General features: G+C 54.6%; 21 protein-coding genes. 11 read left to right on the top strand and 10 right to left on the bottom strand.

The genetic code is table 11. The features are described from left to right. Both E0765_RS06410 and E0765_RS06405 read left to right on the top strand, forming a co-directional pair. Positions 1-1,827: a biotin/lipoyl-containing protein gene (locus tag E0765_RS06410; RefSeq protein WP_132812399.1), complete on the top strand. Its 1,827-nt coding sequence runs from the start codon at positions 1-3 to the stop codon at positions 1,825-1,827. 7 nt (positions 1,828-1,834) lie between these two features. Continuing rightward, entirely contained in the window at positions 1,835-3,187 is a 1,353-nt protein-coding gene (locus E0765_RS06405; RefSeq protein WP_132812398.1) for a sodium ion-translocating decarboxylase subunit beta, read from the top strand. A 177-nt stretch (positions 3,188-3,364) separates the two neighbouring features. On the opposite strand, the gene E0765_RS06400 is transcribed toward E0765_RS06405, so the two are convergent. Next, positions 3,365-4,327 carry a chemotaxis protein gene (locus E0765_RS06400; protein WP_132812397.1) on the bottom strand — a complete coding sequence of 321 codons (963 nt, stop codon included), beginning with the start codon at positions 4,325-4,327 and terminating at the stop codon, positions 3,365-3,367. A 154-nt stretch (positions 4,328-4,481) separates the two neighbouring features. On the opposite strand from E0765_RS06400, the gene E0765_RS06395 reads away from it, so the two are divergent. The 6 genes from E0765_RS06395 to E0765_RS06370 all read left to right on the top strand — a co-directional run bounded on the left by E0765_RS06395 (position 4,482) and on the right by E0765_RS06370 (position 9,902). After that, positions 4,482-6,212 carry a molybdopterin-dependent oxidoreductase gene (locus E0765_RS06395; RefSeq protein WP_132812396.1) on the top strand — a complete coding sequence of 577 codons (1,731 nt, stop codon included), beginning with the start codon at positions 4,482-4,484 and terminating at the stop codon, positions 6,210-6,212. Beyond that, entirely contained in the window at positions 6,209-7,384 is a 1,176-nt protein-coding gene (locus E0765_RS06390) for an aspartate aminotransferase family protein (protein WP_132812395.1), read from the top strand. Before E0765_RS06395 ends, E0765_RS06390 begins: the two co-directional genes overlap by 4 nt. Before the next feature lie 8 nt (positions 7,385-7,392). Further along, positions 7,393-8,382 (top strand): SAM-dependent methyltransferase, encoded by a 990-nt coding sequence (locus tag E0765_RS06385; RefSeq protein ID WP_132812394.1) that lies wholly within the window; start codon positions 7,393-7,395, stop codon positions 8,380-8,382. Positions 8,383-8,388: 6 nt separating this feature from the next. After that, positions 8,389-8,904 (top strand): ankyrin repeat domain-containing protein, encoded by a 516-nt coding sequence (locus E0765_RS06380; RefSeq protein ID WP_132812393.1) that lies wholly within the window; start codon positions 8,389-8,391, stop codon positions 8,902-8,904. An 8-nt stretch (positions 8,905-8,912) separates the two neighbouring features. Next, on the top strand, positions 8,913-9,113 hold the full coding sequence (thiS, locus tag E0765_RS06375) for a sulfur carrier protein ThiS (RefSeq protein WP_132812392.1): 201 nt from the start codon (positions 8,913-8,915) through the stop codon (positions 9,111-9,113). A gap of 117 nt (positions 9,114-9,230) precedes the next feature. Continuing rightward, positions 9,231-9,902 (top strand): superoxide dismutase, encoded by a 672-nt coding sequence (locus E0765_RS06370; RefSeq protein ID WP_132812391.1) that lies wholly within the window; start codon positions 9,231-9,233, stop codon positions 9,900-9,902. Between the two features lie 3 nt (positions 9,903-9,905). On the opposite strand, the gene E0765_RS06365 is transcribed toward E0765_RS06370, so the two are convergent. From E0765_RS06365 to fliL, 4 genes are read right to left on the bottom strand one after another with little or no spacing between them, the layout of a single operon-like run. Then, entirely contained in the window at positions 9,906-10,217 is a 312-nt protein-coding gene (locus E0765_RS06365) for a hypothetical protein (RefSeq protein ID WP_132812390.1), read from the bottom strand. 8 nt (positions 10,218-10,225) lie between these two features. Then, on the bottom strand, positions 10,226-11,398 hold the full coding sequence (locus E0765_RS06360; protein ID WP_132812389.1) for a class I SAM-dependent rRNA methyltransferase: 1,173 nt from the start codon (positions 11,396-11,398) through the stop codon (positions 10,226-10,228). A gap of 53 nt (positions 11,399-11,451) precedes the next feature. Next, positions 11,452-11,808, bottom strand: a complete 357-nt coding sequence (gene acpS / locus E0765_RS06355; protein WP_132812388.1) for a holo-ACP synthase — start codon at positions 11,806-11,808, stop codon at positions 11,452-11,454. Further along, entirely contained in the window at positions 11,805-12,356 is a 552-nt protein-coding gene (gene fliL, locus E0765_RS06350) for a flagellar basal body-associated protein FliL (RefSeq protein ID WP_132812387.1), read from the bottom strand. Before fliL ends, acpS begins: the two co-directional genes overlap by 4 nt. 106 nt (positions 12,357-12,462) lie before the next feature. Here fliL and E0765_RS06345 point away from each other — a divergent pair, with 106 nt between their 5' ends. Next, entirely contained in the window at positions 12,463-13,257 is a 795-nt protein-coding gene (locus E0765_RS06345) for an ABC transporter permease (protein WP_132812386.1), read from the top strand. A 36-nt stretch (positions 13,258-13,293) separates the two neighbouring features. On the opposite strand, the gene E0765_RS06340 is transcribed toward E0765_RS06345, so the two are convergent. From E0765_RS06340 to E0765_RS06320, 5 genes are read right to left on the bottom strand one after another with little or no spacing between them, the layout of a single operon-like run. Beyond that, positions 13,294-13,974 (bottom strand): carbonic anhydrase, encoded by a 681-nt coding sequence (locus E0765_RS06340; protein WP_132812385.1) that lies wholly within the window; start codon positions 13,972-13,974, stop codon positions 13,294-13,296. Further along, a complete protein-coding gene (locus tag E0765_RS06335) occupies positions 13,965-14,237 on the bottom strand; it encodes a hypothetical protein (protein ID WP_132812384.1) in 273 nt (90 codons plus the stop codon). Before E0765_RS06335 ends, E0765_RS06340 begins: the two co-directional genes overlap by 10 nt. A gap of 48 nt (positions 14,238-14,285) precedes the next feature. Then, positions 14,286-15,638: a DNA repair protein RadA gene (gene radA, locus E0765_RS06330; RefSeq protein ID WP_132812383.1), complete on the bottom strand. Its 1,353-nt coding sequence runs from the start codon at positions 15,636-15,638 to the stop codon at positions 14,286-14,288. Between the two features lie 2 nt (positions 15,639-15,640). After that, positions 15,641-16,525, bottom strand: coding sequence for a signal recognition particle-docking protein FtsY (gene ftsY, locus E0765_RS06325; RefSeq protein ID WP_132812382.1), 885 nt, complete (start codon positions 16,523-16,525; stop codon positions 15,641-15,643). A gap of 2 nt (positions 16,526-16,527) precedes the next feature. Next, a complete protein-coding gene (locus E0765_RS06320) occupies positions 16,528-17,079 on the bottom strand; it encodes a TlpA disulfide reductase family protein (RefSeq protein ID WP_132812381.1) in 552 nt (183 codons plus the stop codon). A gap of 59 nt (positions 17,080-17,138) precedes the next feature. Here E0765_RS06320 and E0765_RS06315 point away from each other — a divergent pair, with 59 nt between their 5' ends. Together E0765_RS06315 and rny are read left to right on the top strand one after the other, a co-directional pair. Then, positions 17,139-17,783 carry a 5-formyltetrahydrofolate cyclo-ligase gene (locus E0765_RS06315; RefSeq protein WP_132812380.1) on the top strand — a complete coding sequence of 215 codons (645 nt, stop codon included), beginning with the start codon at positions 17,139-17,141 and terminating at the stop codon, positions 17,781-17,783. Further along, positions 17,689-19,257 carry a ribonuclease Y gene (gene rny / locus E0765_RS06310; protein WP_132812379.1) on the top strand — a complete coding sequence of 523 codons (1,569 nt, stop codon included), beginning with the start codon at positions 17,689-17,691 and terminating at the stop codon, positions 19,255-19,257. The genes E0765_RS06315 and rny overlap by 95 nt, the downstream gene beginning before the upstream one ends. The last annotated feature ends 16 nt before the right edge of the window (positions 19,258-19,273 follow it).

Here is a 19,273-nt window from a genome sequence, read left to right as displayed (position 1 = left end):
ATGGCCAAAAAATACATTGATATCATGGATACGACGTTCCGCGACGGATTCCAGTCGGTTTTCGGCGGACGCGTTCTCATGGAAGATTTCTTCCCCGCAGTCGAAGCGGCGAAAGAAGCGGGAATCCGCCATTTCGAATTCGGTGGCGGCGCACGCTTTCAAAGTCTTTTCTTTTACCTGAACGAAAACGCGTTTGACATGATGGACCGTTTTCGCGCCATCGTCGGACCCGATGCCAATCTCCAGACCCTCGCACGCGGCGTCAATACGGTGATGCTCGATACGGGAAGCCGTGAGATGGTCGACCTCCACGCCAAAATGTTCAAAAAACACGGAACGACCACGATTCGCAATTTCGATGCCCTAAACGACGTCGAGAACCTCAAATACTCCGCAGAACGGATCGTTCATCACGGTTTGAAGCACGAAGTCGTCGTTACGATGATGGATCTTCCTCCGGGGTGCGTCGGTGCCCACGACGGCGCGTTTTACGAGAAAACCCTGCGCGCGATCCTCGATTCGGGAATCCCGTACGATTCGATCTGTTTCAAAGATGCCAGCGGTACTTCTAGCCCGCAAAAAGTGTATGAGACGATCCAGATGGCACGCCGTCTCGTTCCGGAAGGGACCCATCTGCGTCTGCACACGCATGAAACGGCAGGGGTCAGCGTCGCGTGCTACATGGCGGCGCTCGAAGCGGGCGTAGACGGTATCGATCTTGCCGCGGCTCCGGTCAGCGGCGGTACGTCGCAGCCCGATATCCTGACGATGCTGCATGCGGTCAAAGGGAAAAACTTCGATCTCGGCGGGCTTGAACTCGAGAAAATCCTCAAATACGAGGATGTCCTCACCGACTGCCTCAAAGACTATTTCATGCCGCCCGAAGCGACGCAGGTATCGCCTCTGATCCCGTTCTCTCCGATGCCCGGAGGCGCGCTTACGGCCAATACGCAGATGATGCGCGACAACAATATCCTGAACCGCTACCCCGAAGTGATCCGCGCGATGCGCGAAGTGGTCGAAAAAGGGGGATACGGCACTTCGGTTACGCCGGTCTCCCAGTTCTATTTCCAGCAGGCGCTGAACAACGCGCTGATGGGACCTTGGAAAAAAATCGCTCCGGGATACGGACGGATGGTTCTTGGGTATTTCGGAAAAACTCCGGTTGCTCCGGATGCCGAGATCGTCAAGATCGCATCAGAACAGCTCGGACTCGAGCCGACGACTGAAAACGCCATCGATCTGGCCGACAAAGACGAGACGAAATCGATCGCGTTCTGGACGAAACGTCTGGAAGACGAAGGGATCGCCGTCAATGACGAAAATATTTTCATTGCTGCGTCATGCGATGAAAAGGGGATCTCGTTCCTCAAAGGAAACGCAGAGGTCAACGTCCGTAAAAACATTCCCGAAGCCGTAGTGCCTGCGGGTCATGTGCCAACACCAATCAAATCAGAAGGAACCAAAAAAATGTCAAACGCTACCGGAAACTATACTGTTGTCGTAGACGGTCAAAAATACAACGTTCAAATCGCTGCGGGCAACGTCGACGTTCAGGTTGTCCCTCATGTGGCTACCGCAGCCGAAGCGCGCGACGAGCTGCCGGTCCAGGAAGGTGCCGAAGTGCGCGCCATGCTGCCGGGTGCGGTGTGGAAAATTATCGCGGAAGCCGGTACGGCTGTCAACGAAGGGGACAAAATCATGATCCTCGAATCGATGAAAATGGAAGTCGACATCGTCGCTCCGTGCAACGGTGTGGTTCAAAGCATCCTTGTCCGCCCGAACGACAAAGTGGTCGAGGGCCAAGCGCTCGCCATCATAGGATAAGTGACGGATGAAAAAACTTCTATTTTCTTTGATCGCCGTTTGGACGTTCGCGACCGCAGGCATGGCATCAAATGCCGCCCCTGCGGCGGCAGCGGTAGAAAACAACGCGACGGCTCATGCGGCGGTCAGTACCCACCGTGAAGAGACGTATCAGCCGATGTCGGCAGGCGAGATGCTCGATAGCTTTTATCAGACGACCGGCATCAATGCCCTGCTCAATCCCAAAGAGGGTGTTTTGACCGCGCACGGCGAACCGATGAGCGATTTCCACCAGACATGGGGCCGTACGATCATGTTCTTTGTGACGTTTATCCTCTTTTACCTGGCAATTGCCAAAGGTTTCGAGCCTTTACTGCTGCTGCCGATCGCGTTCGGAGGCCTTTTGGCCAATATTCCGATCGCGAACATTGCAGGGCCGGAAGGATTTTTGGGAATCATCTACAGCATGGGGATCTCCAGCGGTCTGTTTCCGCTCCTGATCTTCATGGGAGTCGGTGCGATGACCGATTTCGGGCCTTTGCTTGCGAATCCGAAGCTTTCGCTTCTGGGCGGTGCGGCACAGTTCGGTATTTTCGGAACACTCGTCGGTGCATACGCGCTGAGCCAGTATACGACGGTTTTCGATTTCACGCTGCAGCAATCGGCGGCGATCAGTATCATCGGCGGAGCCGACGGCCCGACGTCGATCTTTATCGCTTCGGCTTTGGCACCGGAACTGCTCGGGGCAATCGCGGTCGCATCGTATTCGTACATGGCCCTGGTACCGATCATCCAGCCTCCGATTATGCGTGCGTTGACGACTCCCGAAGAGCGTAAAATCAAAATGAAAACATTGCGTCACGTGACGCGTCTGGAAAAGCTGATTTTCCCGATTATCGTGTTGATGCTGGTCGTGTTGATTCTTCCGGATGCCGCTCCGCTGGTCGGTGCGTTTGCGCTCGGTAATTTCTTTAAAGAGACCGGAGTGGTCGATCGTCTGAGCGACACGATGCAAAACGCCCTGATCAACATCGTTACGATTTTCCTCGGGCTGGGCGTCGGGTCCAAACTGGCCTCCGATCAGTTCCTGGTTGTCGATACGCTGGCGATTTTGATGCTCGGTTTGTTGGCCTTCTCCGCAGGGACGGCCGCCGGGGTTCTGATGGCGAAATTCATGAACCTTTTCAGCAAAGAGAAAATCAATCCGCTGATCGGTTCGGCCGGTGTTTCCGCCGTACCGATGGCGGCACGTGTTTCACACAAAGAGGGTATGAAAGAAGATCCTACGAATATGCTTCTCATGCACGCGATGGGACCGAACGTAGCCGGTGTTATCGGTTCGGCGGTTGCCGCGGGTGTCATGATCGCTCTTTTCAAATAATCCGCTTCACTGTTTCACATAAGGGGGGAGTTCCTCTCCCCGATCATCCACTGTTTTCTTTCCGTACAATATTTCCATCGGCAGTGTAGCCGGCTTGACGCCTGCGGATCTCTCCGTACTTAAAACCGGGCAATACAATAGCAATGCATTTGAAAAGCGAGGAAGAGGGGCCCGCCCTTAGCGGGGGAGAAGATTGTTTTTTGACGGTCCCATTTTTTCGATGATGAGGCTGAGAATGTTTTCGCTTTTGGTTTTGTCGATAAAGCCGTCGGCTCCGAGACTTGCCGCTTCGCGTTTGTTGTTTTCACCCGTCATGGAGCTGTTGACGATGATGGGGATCGCCTTGGTCGAAGGGTTGCCCTTGAGTCTTTGGATGACCGTGAACCCTGACATTTCGGGCATTTCGATATCGGTAATGATCGCCGGAATGGATGAAGGGTCGGGGTGTTTGGCAATGTAGTTGACCAGGTCTTTTCCGTTGTTGAAGATCTGATAGCCGACGTGGGCGTGTTCGAAAATCTGGCGGAGATGCCGCTGCGCCGTTTTGGAATCTTCGGCGATGAGAACCGTGCCGTGTTTGAGTTTTTCGGGAAGCGGGAGGTTTTTGATGCTTGCCGCGGCCTGGTCGACGTTGACCATCGCCTGGGGGATGACATCGGCGAGAAGCTTTTCGTAATCGAGTACGAGGCACAGGCTGCCGTCGTCGAGGCGGGTGTCATTGATGACAAGACCGTCTTCTCCCATCCGGTAGCTGTCCGGGGCGTGCATTTCGTTCCAGTTTTTTTTGACGACGCGGTAGGCGTACATGATCCGGATGCCGATGATAATGCCGTTGAAGTCGCAGATCAGGAGATTGGATGCTTTGCGTTTTTCTTCGCTCAGTTCGACGTCCAGCCATTTGGGCAGGTTGAGAATCGGAATCTGAAGCTCGCGCAGAACGATCGTCCCTTCCAGCAGCGGATGGGCCCCGGGGATCTGCGTGAGGTAATGGCGTTTGGCTTCGACGACTTCACGCGTTTTGAATACATTGATCGCATAATAGGGCGATTCGGGCGCATCGTCGATTTTAAAAACGAGCAGTTGGACTTCGTTGTTTTTTGCCAGGTTGGTTGCGGCATCGACATGTTCTAAAAGAGACATTATTTCCCCATTTGTTTTTAATCCCTTAATCATATCGAAATTCATCGTTTTTTTTTACTTAATGCAAGGGGGGGCAGTGTAAAATACGCTTAAATCCCTGTGAAAGAAGAACGCAGCGTGCCGTCGCGGCGCGCCATGCCGGGAACCTTGAAAGATGAAAACGACTGCCTGTCCTCTGGATTGTTACGACGCCTGTCGAATCGTTATTGATGAAAACGGGATGCCCAAAGGGGATAAGACCCATCCGATCACCCGCGGATACCTGTGCCCGAATCTCAACCATTACGGCGAGTATCCCCGAATTCCCGCCCCCCGCCTTCACGGCCGGGAAGTGAGCATGGACGAAGCACTGAGGGCGTTGGAAAAGCGGCTTGAGGAGAGTAAACCGCGCGAAGTGCTCTATTACCGAGGAAGCGGCAATGTGGCTCTGATGCAGCGCAGCGTCGAACATTTTTTTGCCCACTACGACGCGGTCGGTACCTCCGGATCGCTGTGCGACGGTGCCGGTGCCGCCGGTATCGAAACGGGACGCGGACGCAACTACGTCCTTTCCCCCCAGATGATCGCACATGCCGAAGCGGTGGTCGTGTGGGGACGCAATCCTCATGCGACCCATTCGCATCTTTTGCCGTTTTTGAACGCCAAGACGCTGATCGTGATCGATCCGGTCGAGACGGAACTGGCCCGGAAAGCCGATCTGCACATAAAAATCAAGCCACGGGGCGATTTGCACCTGGCACTGCTGCTGAGCCGTTTCGCGATCATCGAAGGTTCTCACGACCGGGAATGGCTGGAAGAACATGCGGGCGACGTCGAGGAGTTTTACGAACTTACCCAAAGCATCCGTATCAAGGCGACCCTCGATGCGATTGATGTATCCCTGGGGCAGATCGGCGATATGCTCTCGCTCATTCAGGGGAAAAGAACGGCGATTCTCGTCGGTGCCGGGGTGCAGAAATACCGAAACGGCGCCGAGGTGCTTCGTGCCATCGACGCGTTTGGGGCGGTGATGGGGCTGTTCGGCAAAGAGGGGTGCGGCGTCAGCTTTCTGGGGGATTCATCGGTGGGGGTCGATTCCCCGTTTCGGAGCATTGCCAAAAAGGTTTCGAAGCCTACCGTCGATTTTTCGAAGTATAATTGCGTTTTCGTTCAGGGAGCGAACCCCCTTGCCCAGATGCCCGACTCCAACCGGGTACGTCAATCGTTTTCACAGGCGGGGTTCCGTGTCTATTTCGGGTTGTACGAAAACGAAACTTCCCGCGCTTCGGATCTGGTGATTCCGGCAAAGAGTTTTCTCGAAAAAAACGATTTCCGCAGTTCGTACGGAGACTACACGCTGCAGGAGATGCGCAAAATCCACCAAAGCGATATCGGGATCGGCGAGTATGAAGTGGCCCGAAGGCTGTGCGATACGTTCGGCTTTCCCCTTCTGGGGGAAGAGGAGTATCTGGAGCATTTCCGCGATCAGGCAATCGAACGCGAAGGGGTGACATACCGCTCCTCCATCCCCGATATCCCGTATTCGGAGGGGTTTGAAGAGGGGGAATTCGTTTTTCCCGACGAGGTTGAGGCGAGGCTCGAGGAAAGGGAAGGGTTTCATCTCATCACCCCCAAGCATCCCAAAGGGCTCAATTCGCAGTTCTACCGCGAATCGGCCGCTTTTTTCCATCCCGATGCGGGGTTCGAAGAGGGGAGGCGGGTTCGTCTCTCCTCCCCCTCGGGGAGCGTCGAAATGGAAGTCGCGTGGGACGGGCGGCTTCGGAAAGATTGCGTCCTGATTTATTCGGGGACACCCGATGTGAACGTCCTGACGCCCGCGTGGTTGAGCTACGAGGGGGAATGCGCCGTCTATCAAGAACACACACTAAAGGTTGAAACGTTATGACAAAAAATTTTGAAAATTATGTATTGCCCACCTATGGGCGCCAGAACGTCAGTTTTGTGAAAGGGATGAATGCCCTCCTCGTCGACAGTGAAGGGAAAGAATACGTCGATTTTGCCGCGGGGATCGCGGTATGCAGCGTCGGCCATGGCAATGACCGCCTTACCAAAGCGATCTGCGAGCAGGCGTCGCGGATCATCCATGTCTCGAACCTTTACCTGATCGAACCGCAGGCCGAATGTGCCCGCCGGATCGTCGAGCAAAGCGGATACGACATGAAATGTTTTTTCGGAAACAGCGGTGCCGAGGCGAACGAGGGGGCGATCAAAATTGCCCGCAAATACGGTGAGGAAAACGGTCAGCCCAAACGGTACAAAATCATCACGCTGCAGCATTCGTTCCACGGCCGGACGATCACGGCGCTCAAAGCGACGGGTCAGGAATCGATGCACAACTATTTCGGGCCGTTTCCCGACGGTTTCGTGTATGCCAAAAACATCGATGAGATCGAATCGTTGCTGGACGATCATACTGTCGCGGTCATGATCGAACTGGTGCAGGGGGAAGGGGGCGTGCAACCGCAGGATCGCCAGAAAGTCCAGGCACTGGCCGCGCTGCTCAAATCGCGCGATATTTTGCTGATGGTCGACGAAGTGCAGACGGGTATTTACCGCACGGGCGAGTTTCTGGCGTCGAACCTCTACGGAATCGAACCCGACGTGATCACACTGGCCAAAGGGCTGGGCGGGGGCGTACCGATCGGCGTGGTGATGACGAGCAAAAAAGATATTTTCGCCCCCGGCGACCACGGCTCGACGTTCGGCGGCAATTATCTCTCCACCGCAGCGGCGAACGAGGTGCTCGACATCCTCTCCGAACTCAAGCAAAGCGGGGAACTTGATCATATGCTGATCTATTTCGAAGAGTCGCTGGCCCGCTTTGCCGCCGCTCATCCGGCCATTTTCCTCGAACACGTGGGACTTGGCATGATGCGGGGGCTTAGAGTGGCCGACGGGGACACCCTCTCCAAAATCATCAACGCCGCGCGTGAGGCGGGGGTACTCGTCCTCAAAGCCGGACGCAATACCCTCCGTTTCCTGCCGCCGCTGACGATCACCAAAGCGGACATTGACGAAGGGTTCGCGCGTCTTGAAAAAGCGATGGCGTCCCTCTAAGGCTATTCGTGCGTTTTAGCGACTATATGCAAGAGTGGCTGTACGGAGAACAGGGGTATTACGCCTCGTACCGCCCGATCGGCAAAAAAGGGGATTTCTATACGGCGGTGAGTACCTCCAAGTTCTTCGGGGGAACGATCGCCAATCACATCGTCCGACGCATCGACGAGGGGTTTTTGCGAAGCGACGCGCTGATCTGTGAAATCGGCGCCCATCACGGCTACCTGCTCGCCGATATCATCGAATTCATCCATACGCTGCGTCCGCAGCTTCTGCAGACGCTTCGGTTCGGAATCGTCGAACGGTTCGAAGCGCTTCGAACGGCGCAGCAAAATTATTTCGACGAATCGTTCGGCAACGCGGTGAAGCTCGAACACTACGGCGATTTGACGGAAGTCTCCGAACGGTGCGCCTTTTTCGTCGCGAACGAGATTTTCGACGCGTTTCCCTGCGAATTGTTTTACAAAGGGAAAACGGGCCGCGTCGAAGAGGGGAAAGTCCTCTTCGACATCGACGATCCTGAAATAACGGAGCTGGCCGAAAAATATAAGCAGGATCGGGGCGAAATTGCGCGAGGATACGAGTCGTTTGCTCAGGCGATGCGCAAGGCGGCGGAACGTTTCGAATTCGTCAGTTTCGATTACGGCGAATTGCAGGCGCGAAGCGATTTTTCGATCCGCGTCTATCGTGAACACCAGGTCTACCCGCTCTTTGACGAAGCGCTCGACATGAATGAAGCGTTCGGCCGAAGCGACATCACCTACGACGTCAATTTCACCCACGTAAAAGAGGCGTTTGAAAACGAAGGCGTCGTTTGCGCCCAGTATGCGACGCAGCTTGTGGCGCTCGTGGAGATGGGGATTCTCGATCTGCTTGCGATCCTCAAGGAACGCGCCGGCGAAGCGATCTACAAACAAGAGCTCGAAAAAGCCAAAATACTCATTACCCCTTCGCTGATGGGGGAACGGTTCAAAATGATACGGTTCGTAAAGGAATAAGAAACGATGATGCGGTGGATAATCCCGTTTTTCGTGCTAGCGGCATCCGCCGGCGCGGGAGTGCTGCACGATGCGGCGTTCGATGGAGACCGGCAGTCGATGGAACGCCATATCCGGGCGGGACACAAGGTCGACGAAGCCAATGCCGCGGGACTGAGTGCCCTGCACGTCGCGATCAAGCTCTCAGACACCAAAATGGCCGCCTACCTGCTCGAATGCGGAGCCGATATCAATTTTCAGGATAACAACGGCAACACGCCGCTCATCCTGGCGGTCAAGAAAAAAGACCTCGACCTCGTGACGTTCGTCGTCCTGCGCGGCGCGGACGTGAATCTGGCCAATAAAGACGGCATCACCCCCCTGCACCAGGCGGCGTTCAGCGGGAATGAGAAAATCGTCGATTTTCTCCTTAAAGCCAAAGCCGATCCCCATCTTAAAAACAACGACGGGGCAACGGCGTACGATTTCGCGATCGCCAAGGAGTTTTTCCAGATCGCCCAACTCATAAAAATGTCGATGTAGGAGAGAGTATGCACATCAAAGTAAACGGCGAAACCCGTGAGGTTTCCGAAAATACGACCCTTTTGGAACTGATCCGTTCGCTCGGCATCGAGGCCAAAGTGATGGCTGCGGCGGTGAACATGCAGATCGTGAAGCAAGACGGGTGGAACAGCGCCGTTTTGCACGAAGGGGATACAGTCGAACTGCTCGATTTTGTCGGCGGGGGATGAAGCGGACCGTACCGCTGAACCTTGCCTGAAGCTTGCCTCGGATCGAAACGGCGTTGGGATTCTTTCAGCCTCGTAGGCTAAGATGATGGATGATACTTTCGTTTCAGGAGGTTTCCCATGCTTCACGAATTGATGAAACTCCCTTTCGAGCCTTCGTCGCTCGAACCTTCTATTTCCGCCGAAACGCTTTCATACCATTACGGCAAGCACCATGCCGCGTACGTCAACAAGCTCAATGCCCTTATCGCCGGCACCGAATACGAATCGATGAATCTCGAACAGATTATTCAAAATGCCACAGGTCCTGTATTCAACAATGCCGCACAGGTATACAACCACGATTTTTACTGGAAAGGGCTTAGCGGTTCTGTGACCGAACCCTCGGCACGTCTGAGCGCGTTGATCGAACGCGATTTCGGATCGGCCGAGCGTTTCAAAGAGGCTTTTGTGAATGCGGCGATAGGGCTGTTCGGATCGGGATGGACCTGGCTGGTGATGACAAAGGAGGGGCGGCTCGAGCTGCGGACGACCTCCAACGCCGATACCCCCCTACGACAGGGAGAAACACCGCTTCTGACCTGCGACGTATGGGAACACGCCTATTACATCGACTACCGCAATGCGCGTCCCGACTATCTGGAAGGGTGGTGGAAACGGGTCAACTGGAATTTCGTTTCGGCCAATCTGGCCGATTTCGAAAAAAGCGCTTCGAACCCTCCCTGTAACGACAATACGGACGTATGCGGCTACATCGATACGATGCAGGGGAATGAACGCACCCCCTCCTGAGACTTAGTGCCCGGAGTCAGAGGAAGCGGCAAGAAGTTTTTCGTAGCGCGTTTTGAGAATCAGGTATTCGGTGTGAAGGTCTTCGTACGCTTTTTTATAATCGATTTCTTCGTCGACAGGATCGGAGGGTGCGGGAGACTCGGACACTTGAACCGGGGCATGGGGCTGGGATGAGAGGAGAATGTAGGTCGTTTTTTTGCCGTCTTCTTCTTTTTCGACGCTTTTGAGCTCACCGTTCATCGTCTTTTTGATGACGGTATGGATGCTCAGGCGGTGCATTGCGGCGTATTTTTGTACGGTTACGAGTTGTTCCATCATGACTCCTATAATACGGTTTTACGAACGATGATTCCGCTGAGATAGGCGGAATTCGGGATATTGAGAATGTAGGGATGATCATTGTCTGCGCGCTGAAGCTCCAGAACCTCCAACGGGACCCCCGCCTTGGCGGAAGCTTCGCGGGCGATCTCGAGGAGGGTGTCTTCTCCGATATGGTGCGAGCAGGAGTAGAGTGCGACGATCCCCCCCGGTTTGGTCAACGACAGGCCCGCCGAAAAAAGAAATTTGAACCCCTTGATTGCCCCCTCGGCCTCTTTTTTCGTTTTGGCAAACGGGGGAGGGTCGAGGAAAACCGCGTCATAGCGGTTCGGCGTCGTTTTTTCGAGGGTCAGGAAATCGAAAGCGTCCTGGCGGATGATGTCGCACTCTGGAAAACCGTTGAGTTCGAGGTTGTGCCGGACTTGCGTCAGGGCATGTTCGGAGAGATCGACAAACCGGACGTCGGCACCGTTGCGCAGGGCGTAGAGACCGAAACCTCCGGCATTGCAGAAAACATCCAAAACACGCATCCCCTCGCCGACATATTCCGCACTGATACGACGGTTACGGCGTTGGTCGAGGTAGAAGCCCGTTTTTTGCCCTTCGTGAAGGTTGACGCTGAATTTGATCCCGTTTTCAGTGATCGTAACGGTTTCGGGAACCGTACCGGAAATGACGCCATTACGGGTCTCGAGTCCCTCTTTGGCGCGTACTTTGGCATCGGATTTGTCAATGATGCCGATGGGGTTGAGGACCTTTCGGAGGGCATCGATGATCGGGGCGCGCAGCCGTTCCATTCCCAGGGTGTTGATCTGAATCGCAAGATAGCCGTTGTAGCTGTCGACGATGAGACCCGGGAGAAAATCGGCTTCGGAGTGGACGACGCGGTAAGCGTCGGCGCATCCGGCTATGGCCTTGCGTTTGACGTAGGCCGACCGGATCCGTTCTTCGAAAAACGAAGCGTCGATCTCTCGGCGCTCAAACGCGAGGACCCGTACCGAAATCGTGCTTTTGCGGTTGAGATACCCCCGCGCGAGAAATGTCCCATCGGGTGCAAGGATATCGACGATCTCTCCATCGGCAATATCGTCCGGGGCGATCAGTTCGTTGCTGTAAACCCAGCAAAAGAAATTGCGTAAGGATCGGGCGGCGTTTTTGGTGACGGTAATGGCGTTCATGGGATTCCTCGTAATGATGCTAAAATCATAACCCAGAGGCGATAAGAGAAGGGTTAAGCCCTGTGCCGTTCAAGGGCGACGACGGCGATCGCGTAGTCGCCGTCATGGGTGATCGAGACGCTGAGATTTTCGATAGCGAACGCCGTTTTGACCCGTTCGGACAGATCGATCAGCGGTGCACCTTTGGGGTTTTTGGAGAGGATGATATCGTGAAATCCGCACTCGGCCCCGATGCCGCATCCAAGCGCTTTGGCGCATGCTTCCTTGGCGGCCCAGAACCCGGCGGCGTTACGGTGGTTTTTGACGAGGAGAATTTCATCGGGGGAGAGGAAACGGGAAAGCCCCCGTTCGCCGAAACGGCCCAGTAGCCGTTCCATCCTCTGCGTTTTGACCAGGTCGATTCCGATCATTGCACCACGAAATCGGTGAAGTAGACGTTTTTGACTTTACCGTCTTTAAGACGCATGTTGATCTCGTCGACGATCTGTTCTTTGAGTTTCTCTTTTCCTTTGATCGTCGAAATTTCTTCGAGCGATTTGGAAGAGAGAATCCGGATAATGATATCGCGGAAAATCGGTTTTTTCGTATCGAGTTCAGGGCTAAGTTCTTCCCCCTCGATTTCAAGGTTGATCTCGACTTTCAGATAACGGCGTCCGCTTTCGGAAAGGAGATTGACCGTGAAAACGTCAAGCGGGTACATCAGTCCCACTTCGGTCAGGGAAGAATCCGAAGGGCCCGCTTCGCTTTCGGCTTCGTCGGCATGCGGCGCGGCCGCGGCTTCTTTTTTGGCTCCGTGAGCCGCTTCGCCCGCCGCATCATCGTTACCCATCATCAAAAATGCAATGGCCCCGCCGATCGCCAGTACGAGCACCAGTACGATGATGATAATGATCAGCAGCAGGTTCGATTTTTTCTTTTCTCCGCCTTCTGCGGTCTGTTCTTCTTCTTTTTCAGCCATCCGTTGCTCCGGTTGTTTGGTAAGATAATGGATATTGTAGCGAGAAACTTTTGAATTTTAGGCTTTCTTGGAGTAAACTTACCCGATTAAAACAAGGAATAGTGCAATGATAGAGAGGCTATTGGGTTACGTCGGCCGTCCGTTCGTCCGTTTTTTCGACACGATTGAGAGATTCGGGGCGTTTATTCTGTTCCAGGTCAGACTTTTTGCACTCTTTCCGTACGTACTGCGCCGCCCCAAAATTTTTCTGACCCAGATCGAAGTTATCGGGATGGGGTGTATGGGGGTTATTACGCTGACCGCCGTTTTTACCGGAATGGTGCTGGCGATACAGCTTTACAACGGGTTCCACCAGTTCGGCGCCGAAAATTTTATCGGCTATACCGTCTATTTTTCGATTACGCGCGAACTGGGGCCCGTGTTCGCGGCCTTGATGCTGATTTCGCGCTCCATCAGCGCGATGGCGGCGGAACTGGGGACGATGCGGGTGAGCGAACAGATCGACGCAATCGACATCCTGGGGGTCGATTCCAAAGAGTACCTGATCTCTCCGCGCATCGTAGCGACGATCATTTCGCTTCCCCTGCTGGTCGTCTGGTTCGATTTCATCGCCATAGGTGCCGGTTATCTGATTTCGACGGGAGTTTTGGGGATCAATCCGGTCGTTTACCAGGATACGCTGATGCGGCTGGGAGAATTCGACGACATCATGACCGGCGTCATCAAAGCCGCCGTTTTCGGCTACATCGTCAGTGCCATCGGCAGCTACATCGGCTACCATACAACAGGCGGAGCCAGAGGGGTCGGAGAGTCGACGATCTATGCGGTCGTCTATTCGGCGGTGGCGATTTTCGTCGCGAACTATTTTCTCTCGGCGCTGTTTTTGTTTCTGGATTGGTAAAAAGAGCGTCCCGCAAAGGGACGGAAAAAGAACGGATTATTCGGCGAGATCGCTGAGCGGTCGGAACTGGTAGGAATCGGGATCGTAGTAATCGATCGTTCCGGTTTCGATATCGTAGTACCACCCGTGGATGAACAGTTTATCCGAGTCCACCAGTTTTTTGACGTAAGGGTAGGTGAGAAGGTTTTCGATCTGGGTGATGATCGAGAGTTGCTCGGTTGTCCGCAGGAGATTGTCCTTAGGGGCGTTGTCTCCCAGTGCGATCAATGCCATCGATTTGGCTTTTTCTCCCAGAGTCAGCCATTTGGCCGTATGGACCATCGACGTATCGCACGTCGTTTTGTACAGCGATTCGATCGCCCCGCAGTGAGAATGTCCGCAGATGATGATCTCGGAGACTCCCAGGACGTTCACGGCGTATTCGATTCCCGCCGCGGTCGAGTGAAAATCCTCGTCGGGTTTGTAGGGAGCGACGAAGTTTCCGACGTTTCGGATAACGAATAAATCGCCGGGATTGGACTGGACGATCAGGTCGGGAATGACCCGTGAATCCGAACATCCGATGAAAAGGGTCTTGGGGTTTTGACCTTCTTTTGCAAGTTTGAGCAGTTGCGCTTCATTCTTGCGGAAGTAGGTTTTCTGGAAGGTTTCGTTCCCTTCGGCGAACTCTTTAAGACGCTGGACACTCAGATCCGAGGGGTTGATGGTCAATGACATTCCTCTATTCCCAGTTTTTTGATGATCGCTTCGAACACGTTGCCCCCTTCGCGGTCGCAGTCGTCATGGTATTCGATCGTGATCATCCGTTTTCCGCCGGTGACGGCACCGCCGTAAATGGTCGGCTGGATTGAGCACAAGGGAGTACACGCCTCGATCGTTTCTTCGATCAGTTGGCGTTCTTCGTCGGTCGTATAGGCGAGCGAGAGCTTGGAATAGCGCTCTTCGGATTTATGATCGGCAAAAATGGAACACATAGGCATGTTGATTCTCCTCAGGTTATGGGTTGGAAATTATACTCGAATCTACCTTTAAAACCACTCCAGCAGTTTACTCACTTCGTCGATTTCGTAGCATTTGACGCTGCTTTTTTCGAGCGGTTTTTTGGGGATGAGCGCTTTTGTGATCTGTTGGGAAGCCGCTTCTTTGAGCCGCTGGTCGAGTTGGTACACTTCGCGGATATCCCCGACGAGCGAGACTTCGCCGATAAAAACGGTCTCTTTGGAGATGGAGCGGTTGCGGAAGCTGCTGATGATGGCGGCGAGAATCGCGAGATCGGCGGACGTTTCGGTGATTTTGATGCCGCCCGTGATGTTGACGAAGACGTCGTAACTGTTGAGCGGCAGTTCGAGTTTGCGCTCCAGCAGGGCCAGGAGCATGTTGAGACGGTTGGTTTCGAACCCCGTCGCCTGACGTTTGGGATTGGGTGCGTGGGTGTCGCTCACCAGCGCCTGCACTTCCAGCACGATGGGGCGGGAACCCTCCATAATGACGGTCAGGGCCGAGCCGCTTTGGGATTTGGAGCGGTTGAAAAAACGCGAGGAGAGGTCTTTGGCCGAAACGAGCCCTTCGCCGCGCATTTCGAATACGCCGATTTCGCTGGTGGGGCCGAAACGGTTTTTGAACCCGCGCAGGATCCGCAGTTCGTGACCGCTGTCCCCTTCGAAATACAAGACCACGTCCACCATGTGCTCCAGTACCCTCGGGCCGGCGATTGAACCCTCTTTGGTGATGTGCCCGATGATGAAGATGGCGATTTTGCGCTCTTTGGCAATGCGCATCAGGTCAAACGTGATCTGGCGTACCTGCGTCACCGATCCGGGTGCGGAGGGGATCGTCTCGGAATAAAGGGTCTGGATCGAGTCGACGATGATGCATTCGTACGCGCGTTCGTGCAGTTCGCCCAGAACCTGTTCGAGGCGGATTTCGCTGAGGAGGTAGAGGTGGTCGACGTTGGCCCCGAGGCGGTTGGCCCGCAGTTTGACCTGTCCTTCGCTCTCCTCGCCCGTGACGTAGAGGACGTTACGGTTCTGGCGTGCGAGGTTGGAGCCGATTTTGAGGAGCAGGGTCGATTTTCCCACCCCGGGACTCCCTCCGATCAGGACAAGTGACCCCGGGACGATTCCGCCGCCGAGAACCATGTCGAGTTCGCTGTCATCGCTGCTGTAACGCTCGGTCGTCTCTTCGACGATACTCGTGATCTCTTTGGCCTTGGCTCCGGCTGCGGGAGATGATGAGGAGGTGAGTTTGATGATCTCCTGCTGCTGTTCGTTCAGCTCGATAAAACTGTCCCAGCCGCCGCAGTTGGTGCATTTGCCCATCCATTTGGGGGTGGTGAAGCCGCAGTGCTGGCATTCGAAGAGGGTCGTTTTCTTTTTGGCCATGATCAGGCGGCTTTCTCGCCGAAAATCGCGTCGAGGATACCGTCGACGAATTCGTATTTGTCAAACGGGATGAGATGTTCCGCACTCTCCCCGACGCCGATGTAGAGGATCGGGAGTTTGAGGGCGTATGCGATACTGAAAACTGATCCCCCCTTCGCCGTTCCGTCGAGCTTGGTGATGATGATCCCATCAACACCCACCATCTCGTTGAACGCTTTGGCCTGGGCGATCGCGGAACTCCCCTGTGTCCCGTCGAGAATGAGGATTTTGCGGTGGGGCGATCCGGGATGGGCCTTGTCGCAGATGCGGACGATTTTTTTGAGTTCGTTCCCCAGATTCGTCTGGGTGTGGAGGCGTCCGGCGGTATCGATGATGACCTGCTCAAACCCCCGCGCTTTGGCCGATTCGATCGTATCGTACGCCACGGCGCTGGGATCATGCCCCTGGCGCGAAGAGACGATGGGGATTTCGAGTTTGTCGGCCCAGCGGGTGAGCTGTTCGATCGCGGCGGCGCGGAAGGTGTCTCCCGCACCCAGGATGACCCGTTCGCCGTTGTTGAGGTGGCGTTGGGCCAGTTTGGCGATCGTCGTCGTTTTCCCGGCCCCGTTGACGCCGATAATGAGGGTGACGGTCGGTTTGTCGGGGTTGTCGGGGAGGGTGTTCTGGGCGAATGCTAGGGTCGCGAGGAGTTTCGACTCGAGTTGCTCGCGCGTCACGTTTTCCTGGTAAAGTTCGCGGAGAATGATTTCGACGAGATCGTATTCGACATCGGCTTCGAGGAGGATGCTTTCGAGCTCATCTTTGGAAACGGCCGCTTTTTTTTCGGGGAGTACCGCCGCGATCGCGTCGACCGTTTTCTGAAGTCCTTTTTTGATAAATCCGAACATTCTTAACGCTCCAGTGCTTCGGCGATGTCATGGTCGATGATCTCTTCATGGGTCGCGCCGGCGTAGTGGGTCACGTATTCGCCGTTTTTGTAGAGCACCATGAGCGGTATCGGAAACTGCTGGCCGACCCCGATGGTCGATGCGATGGCGCGGGCAAGTTCTTTGTTATCGGCTTTGTTGCTGATGAGGTAGTCTCCCCCTTTGTACTTTTCGCGGAACGCTTCGAGTTCGGCGTTGCTTTTGTCGTCTTCGATCGTGATCCCCATGATGATCAGATCCTCACCGTATTTTTTCTGGAGATTGCCCAGATGTTTCACTTCGGCCTGGCAGGGGGGGCACCAGGTGGCAAAAATATCGAAAAGGACGACTTTGTCTTTTCCGGTGCTGAGGGTGAAATTGGTTCCCCGTTTTTCGACGGTATAGGCTTTTCCCTGCGTGTCCATCAGGTTGAACGTGGCGGTCGAGACCATCGCGTCTTCGGCCGAATCGTCGCCGCATCCCTGAAACAGGAGGGTTATAGAGATCAAAGAGGTAAAAAAGAGTGAAAAACGCATCTCGGTCCCTTTTGGAATTGGATAAAATTAGGCTGATTATAACGAAGCAAAGGTAAAAAGTGACCAAAAGCGAGTTCCGAAGCGTTTGCAGCAAACGACTTAAAAGTGCCAGTCCCGCGACCAAAACGATGCGCGACGCGAGGGTACGGAGGACGCTTGATCGGGTGCTCTCTGAGCTTGCCCCCCGAAGCGTCCTGGCCTACTGGCCCATGGAGTTTGAAGCCGACATCCGTAAGACGGTTGCCGCCGCACGCCGCAGAGGAAAAGTATATCTCCCGTTTATGGATGGCGTCAGTTTCAAGATGGTACCATTGAGATTACCGTTGGAACGTAAAGCTTTCGGGATTTACGAGCCTCGGGACAGTTATCGAAAAACAGATTTAATAGATGTAGCTATCGTCCCCGCTATAGGGGTAGACGCCTCGCTGGGCCGGATCGGTTTTGGCAAAGGGATGTATGATCGATTTTTCCCGACCCTTAAAGCCAGACCGTTTACGATTTTTATCCAGTCCTGCGAATGTTTGACAAACAGATTTTTATGTGACGATTATGATGTGCGGTCTGATTTGTTGATTACCCCGCGCGGGGCCTATAGTATGAGGAAAACCCATGTTGAACGAACTACTCGCCGGAGGCGGCATTGCCGTCGCCAGCGGTGTAGTCGGCTTTTTAATTTCGAAAAAGATTTCCGCCGCCCATTTTGATTTGTATCTCGAACAGGCCAAGGCAAAGGCCAAAGCGATCGAAAACGAAGCGCAGATCGTCCTCGAACGCGCTTCGATCCGTTCGCGCGAGATCGAAAAAGAGGCTCAGAAGCGGTACGACGAAACGTACGAACAGGTTAAAAAAGAGTTCGCAGAGCGCGAACAAAAGATTCTCGATCAGGAGAAAACGTTCGAACGTTTCCGCAAAAGCGAAGAAGAGAAGCTTTCATCGCAGCGCTCGGCAATCGAAAACCGCCGTTTGAATCTCGAACGCAACGAGCGGTCTTTGGAGAAATTAAAAGAAGACTATCGCCGCAAAATTGACCAGATGCAGGTGATCGTGGAACAACGCGCGGGACTCTCCGCGCAGGAGGCCAAGGCGATCCTTATCGAACAGGTGCGGGACAAAGAACGTCTCGCCCTTGCGCGTGAAATGCGGCTGCTCGAAGAGCAGTCCAAAGAACAGATCAAACGCAAAGCCGATTACATTCTCGCGCAGGCGACGTCCCGTTTTGCGGGCGAATTTGCGGCCGAGCGGCTCATCAGCGTGATCCATCTCGATGACGATGAGCTCAAAGGGCGCATTATCGGCAAAGAGGGACGCAATATCAAGACCCTCGAAATGGTGACCGGGGTCGATATCATTATCGACGAGACCCCCAACGCGATCATTGTCAGCTCGTTCAACCTCTATCGCCGCGCGGTCGCGGTACGGACGGTCGAGTTGCTGATTCAGGACGGACGTATACAGCCTGCCCGGATCGAAGAGGTGTACCAAAAGGTGTGCGAAGAGTTTGAAGAAGCGATGCTGCGCGAAGGGGAAGACATCGTCTTCGAACTGGGGCTAAGCGGGATTCACCACGAGCTGGTCAAACTCGTTGGACGGCTTAAATACCGTTCAAGCTACGGCCAGAACGCATTGGCACATACCCTGGAAGTCGCCCATCTGGCGGGTATCATGGCCTCAGAGATGGGAGGCGACGTCAAACTCGCCCGACGTGCCGGACTGCTGCACGACATCGGCAAGGCACTGACCCAGGAGAGCGGGGGAAATCACGTCGACATCGGCGTCGAACTCTGCCGAAAATACAATGAAGATCCCGTCGTGATCAACGCGATTTACGCGCATCACGGCTTCGAAGAGATCAAAAGCATCGAGTGCGCCGCCGTGTGTGCGGCCGATACCCTTTCCGCAGCCCGTCCGGGCGCGCGGCGCGAAGTGCTGGAGAGTTTTCTGCGGCGCGTGAGCGAAATCGAAGAGATCGCGACCCGCAAAGAGGGGGTCAAGCAGGCCTATGCTATCAATGCGGGGCGCGAAGTGCGCGTCATCGTCAACGCCCAAAGCGTCAATGACGACGAAAGTGCGCTGATCGCCCGCGAGATCGCCGAAGAGATCGCCCAGAAGGTGCAGTTTCCCGGCGAAATCAAAGTCAATGTCATCCGCGAAAGCCGCGTCGTGGAATACGCGCGTTAAACGCCGATACGGCGGG

The sequence above is a fragment of the Sulfuricurvum sp. IAE1 genome, from assembly GCF_004347735.1.
Classification (GTDB): Bacteria; Campylobacterota; Campylobacteria; order Campylobacterales; family Sulfurimonadaceae; genus Sulfuricurvum.
The sequence above is the reverse complement of the archived record's forward strand: the minus strand, read 5'-3'. Positions and strand labels throughout refer to the sequence as shown.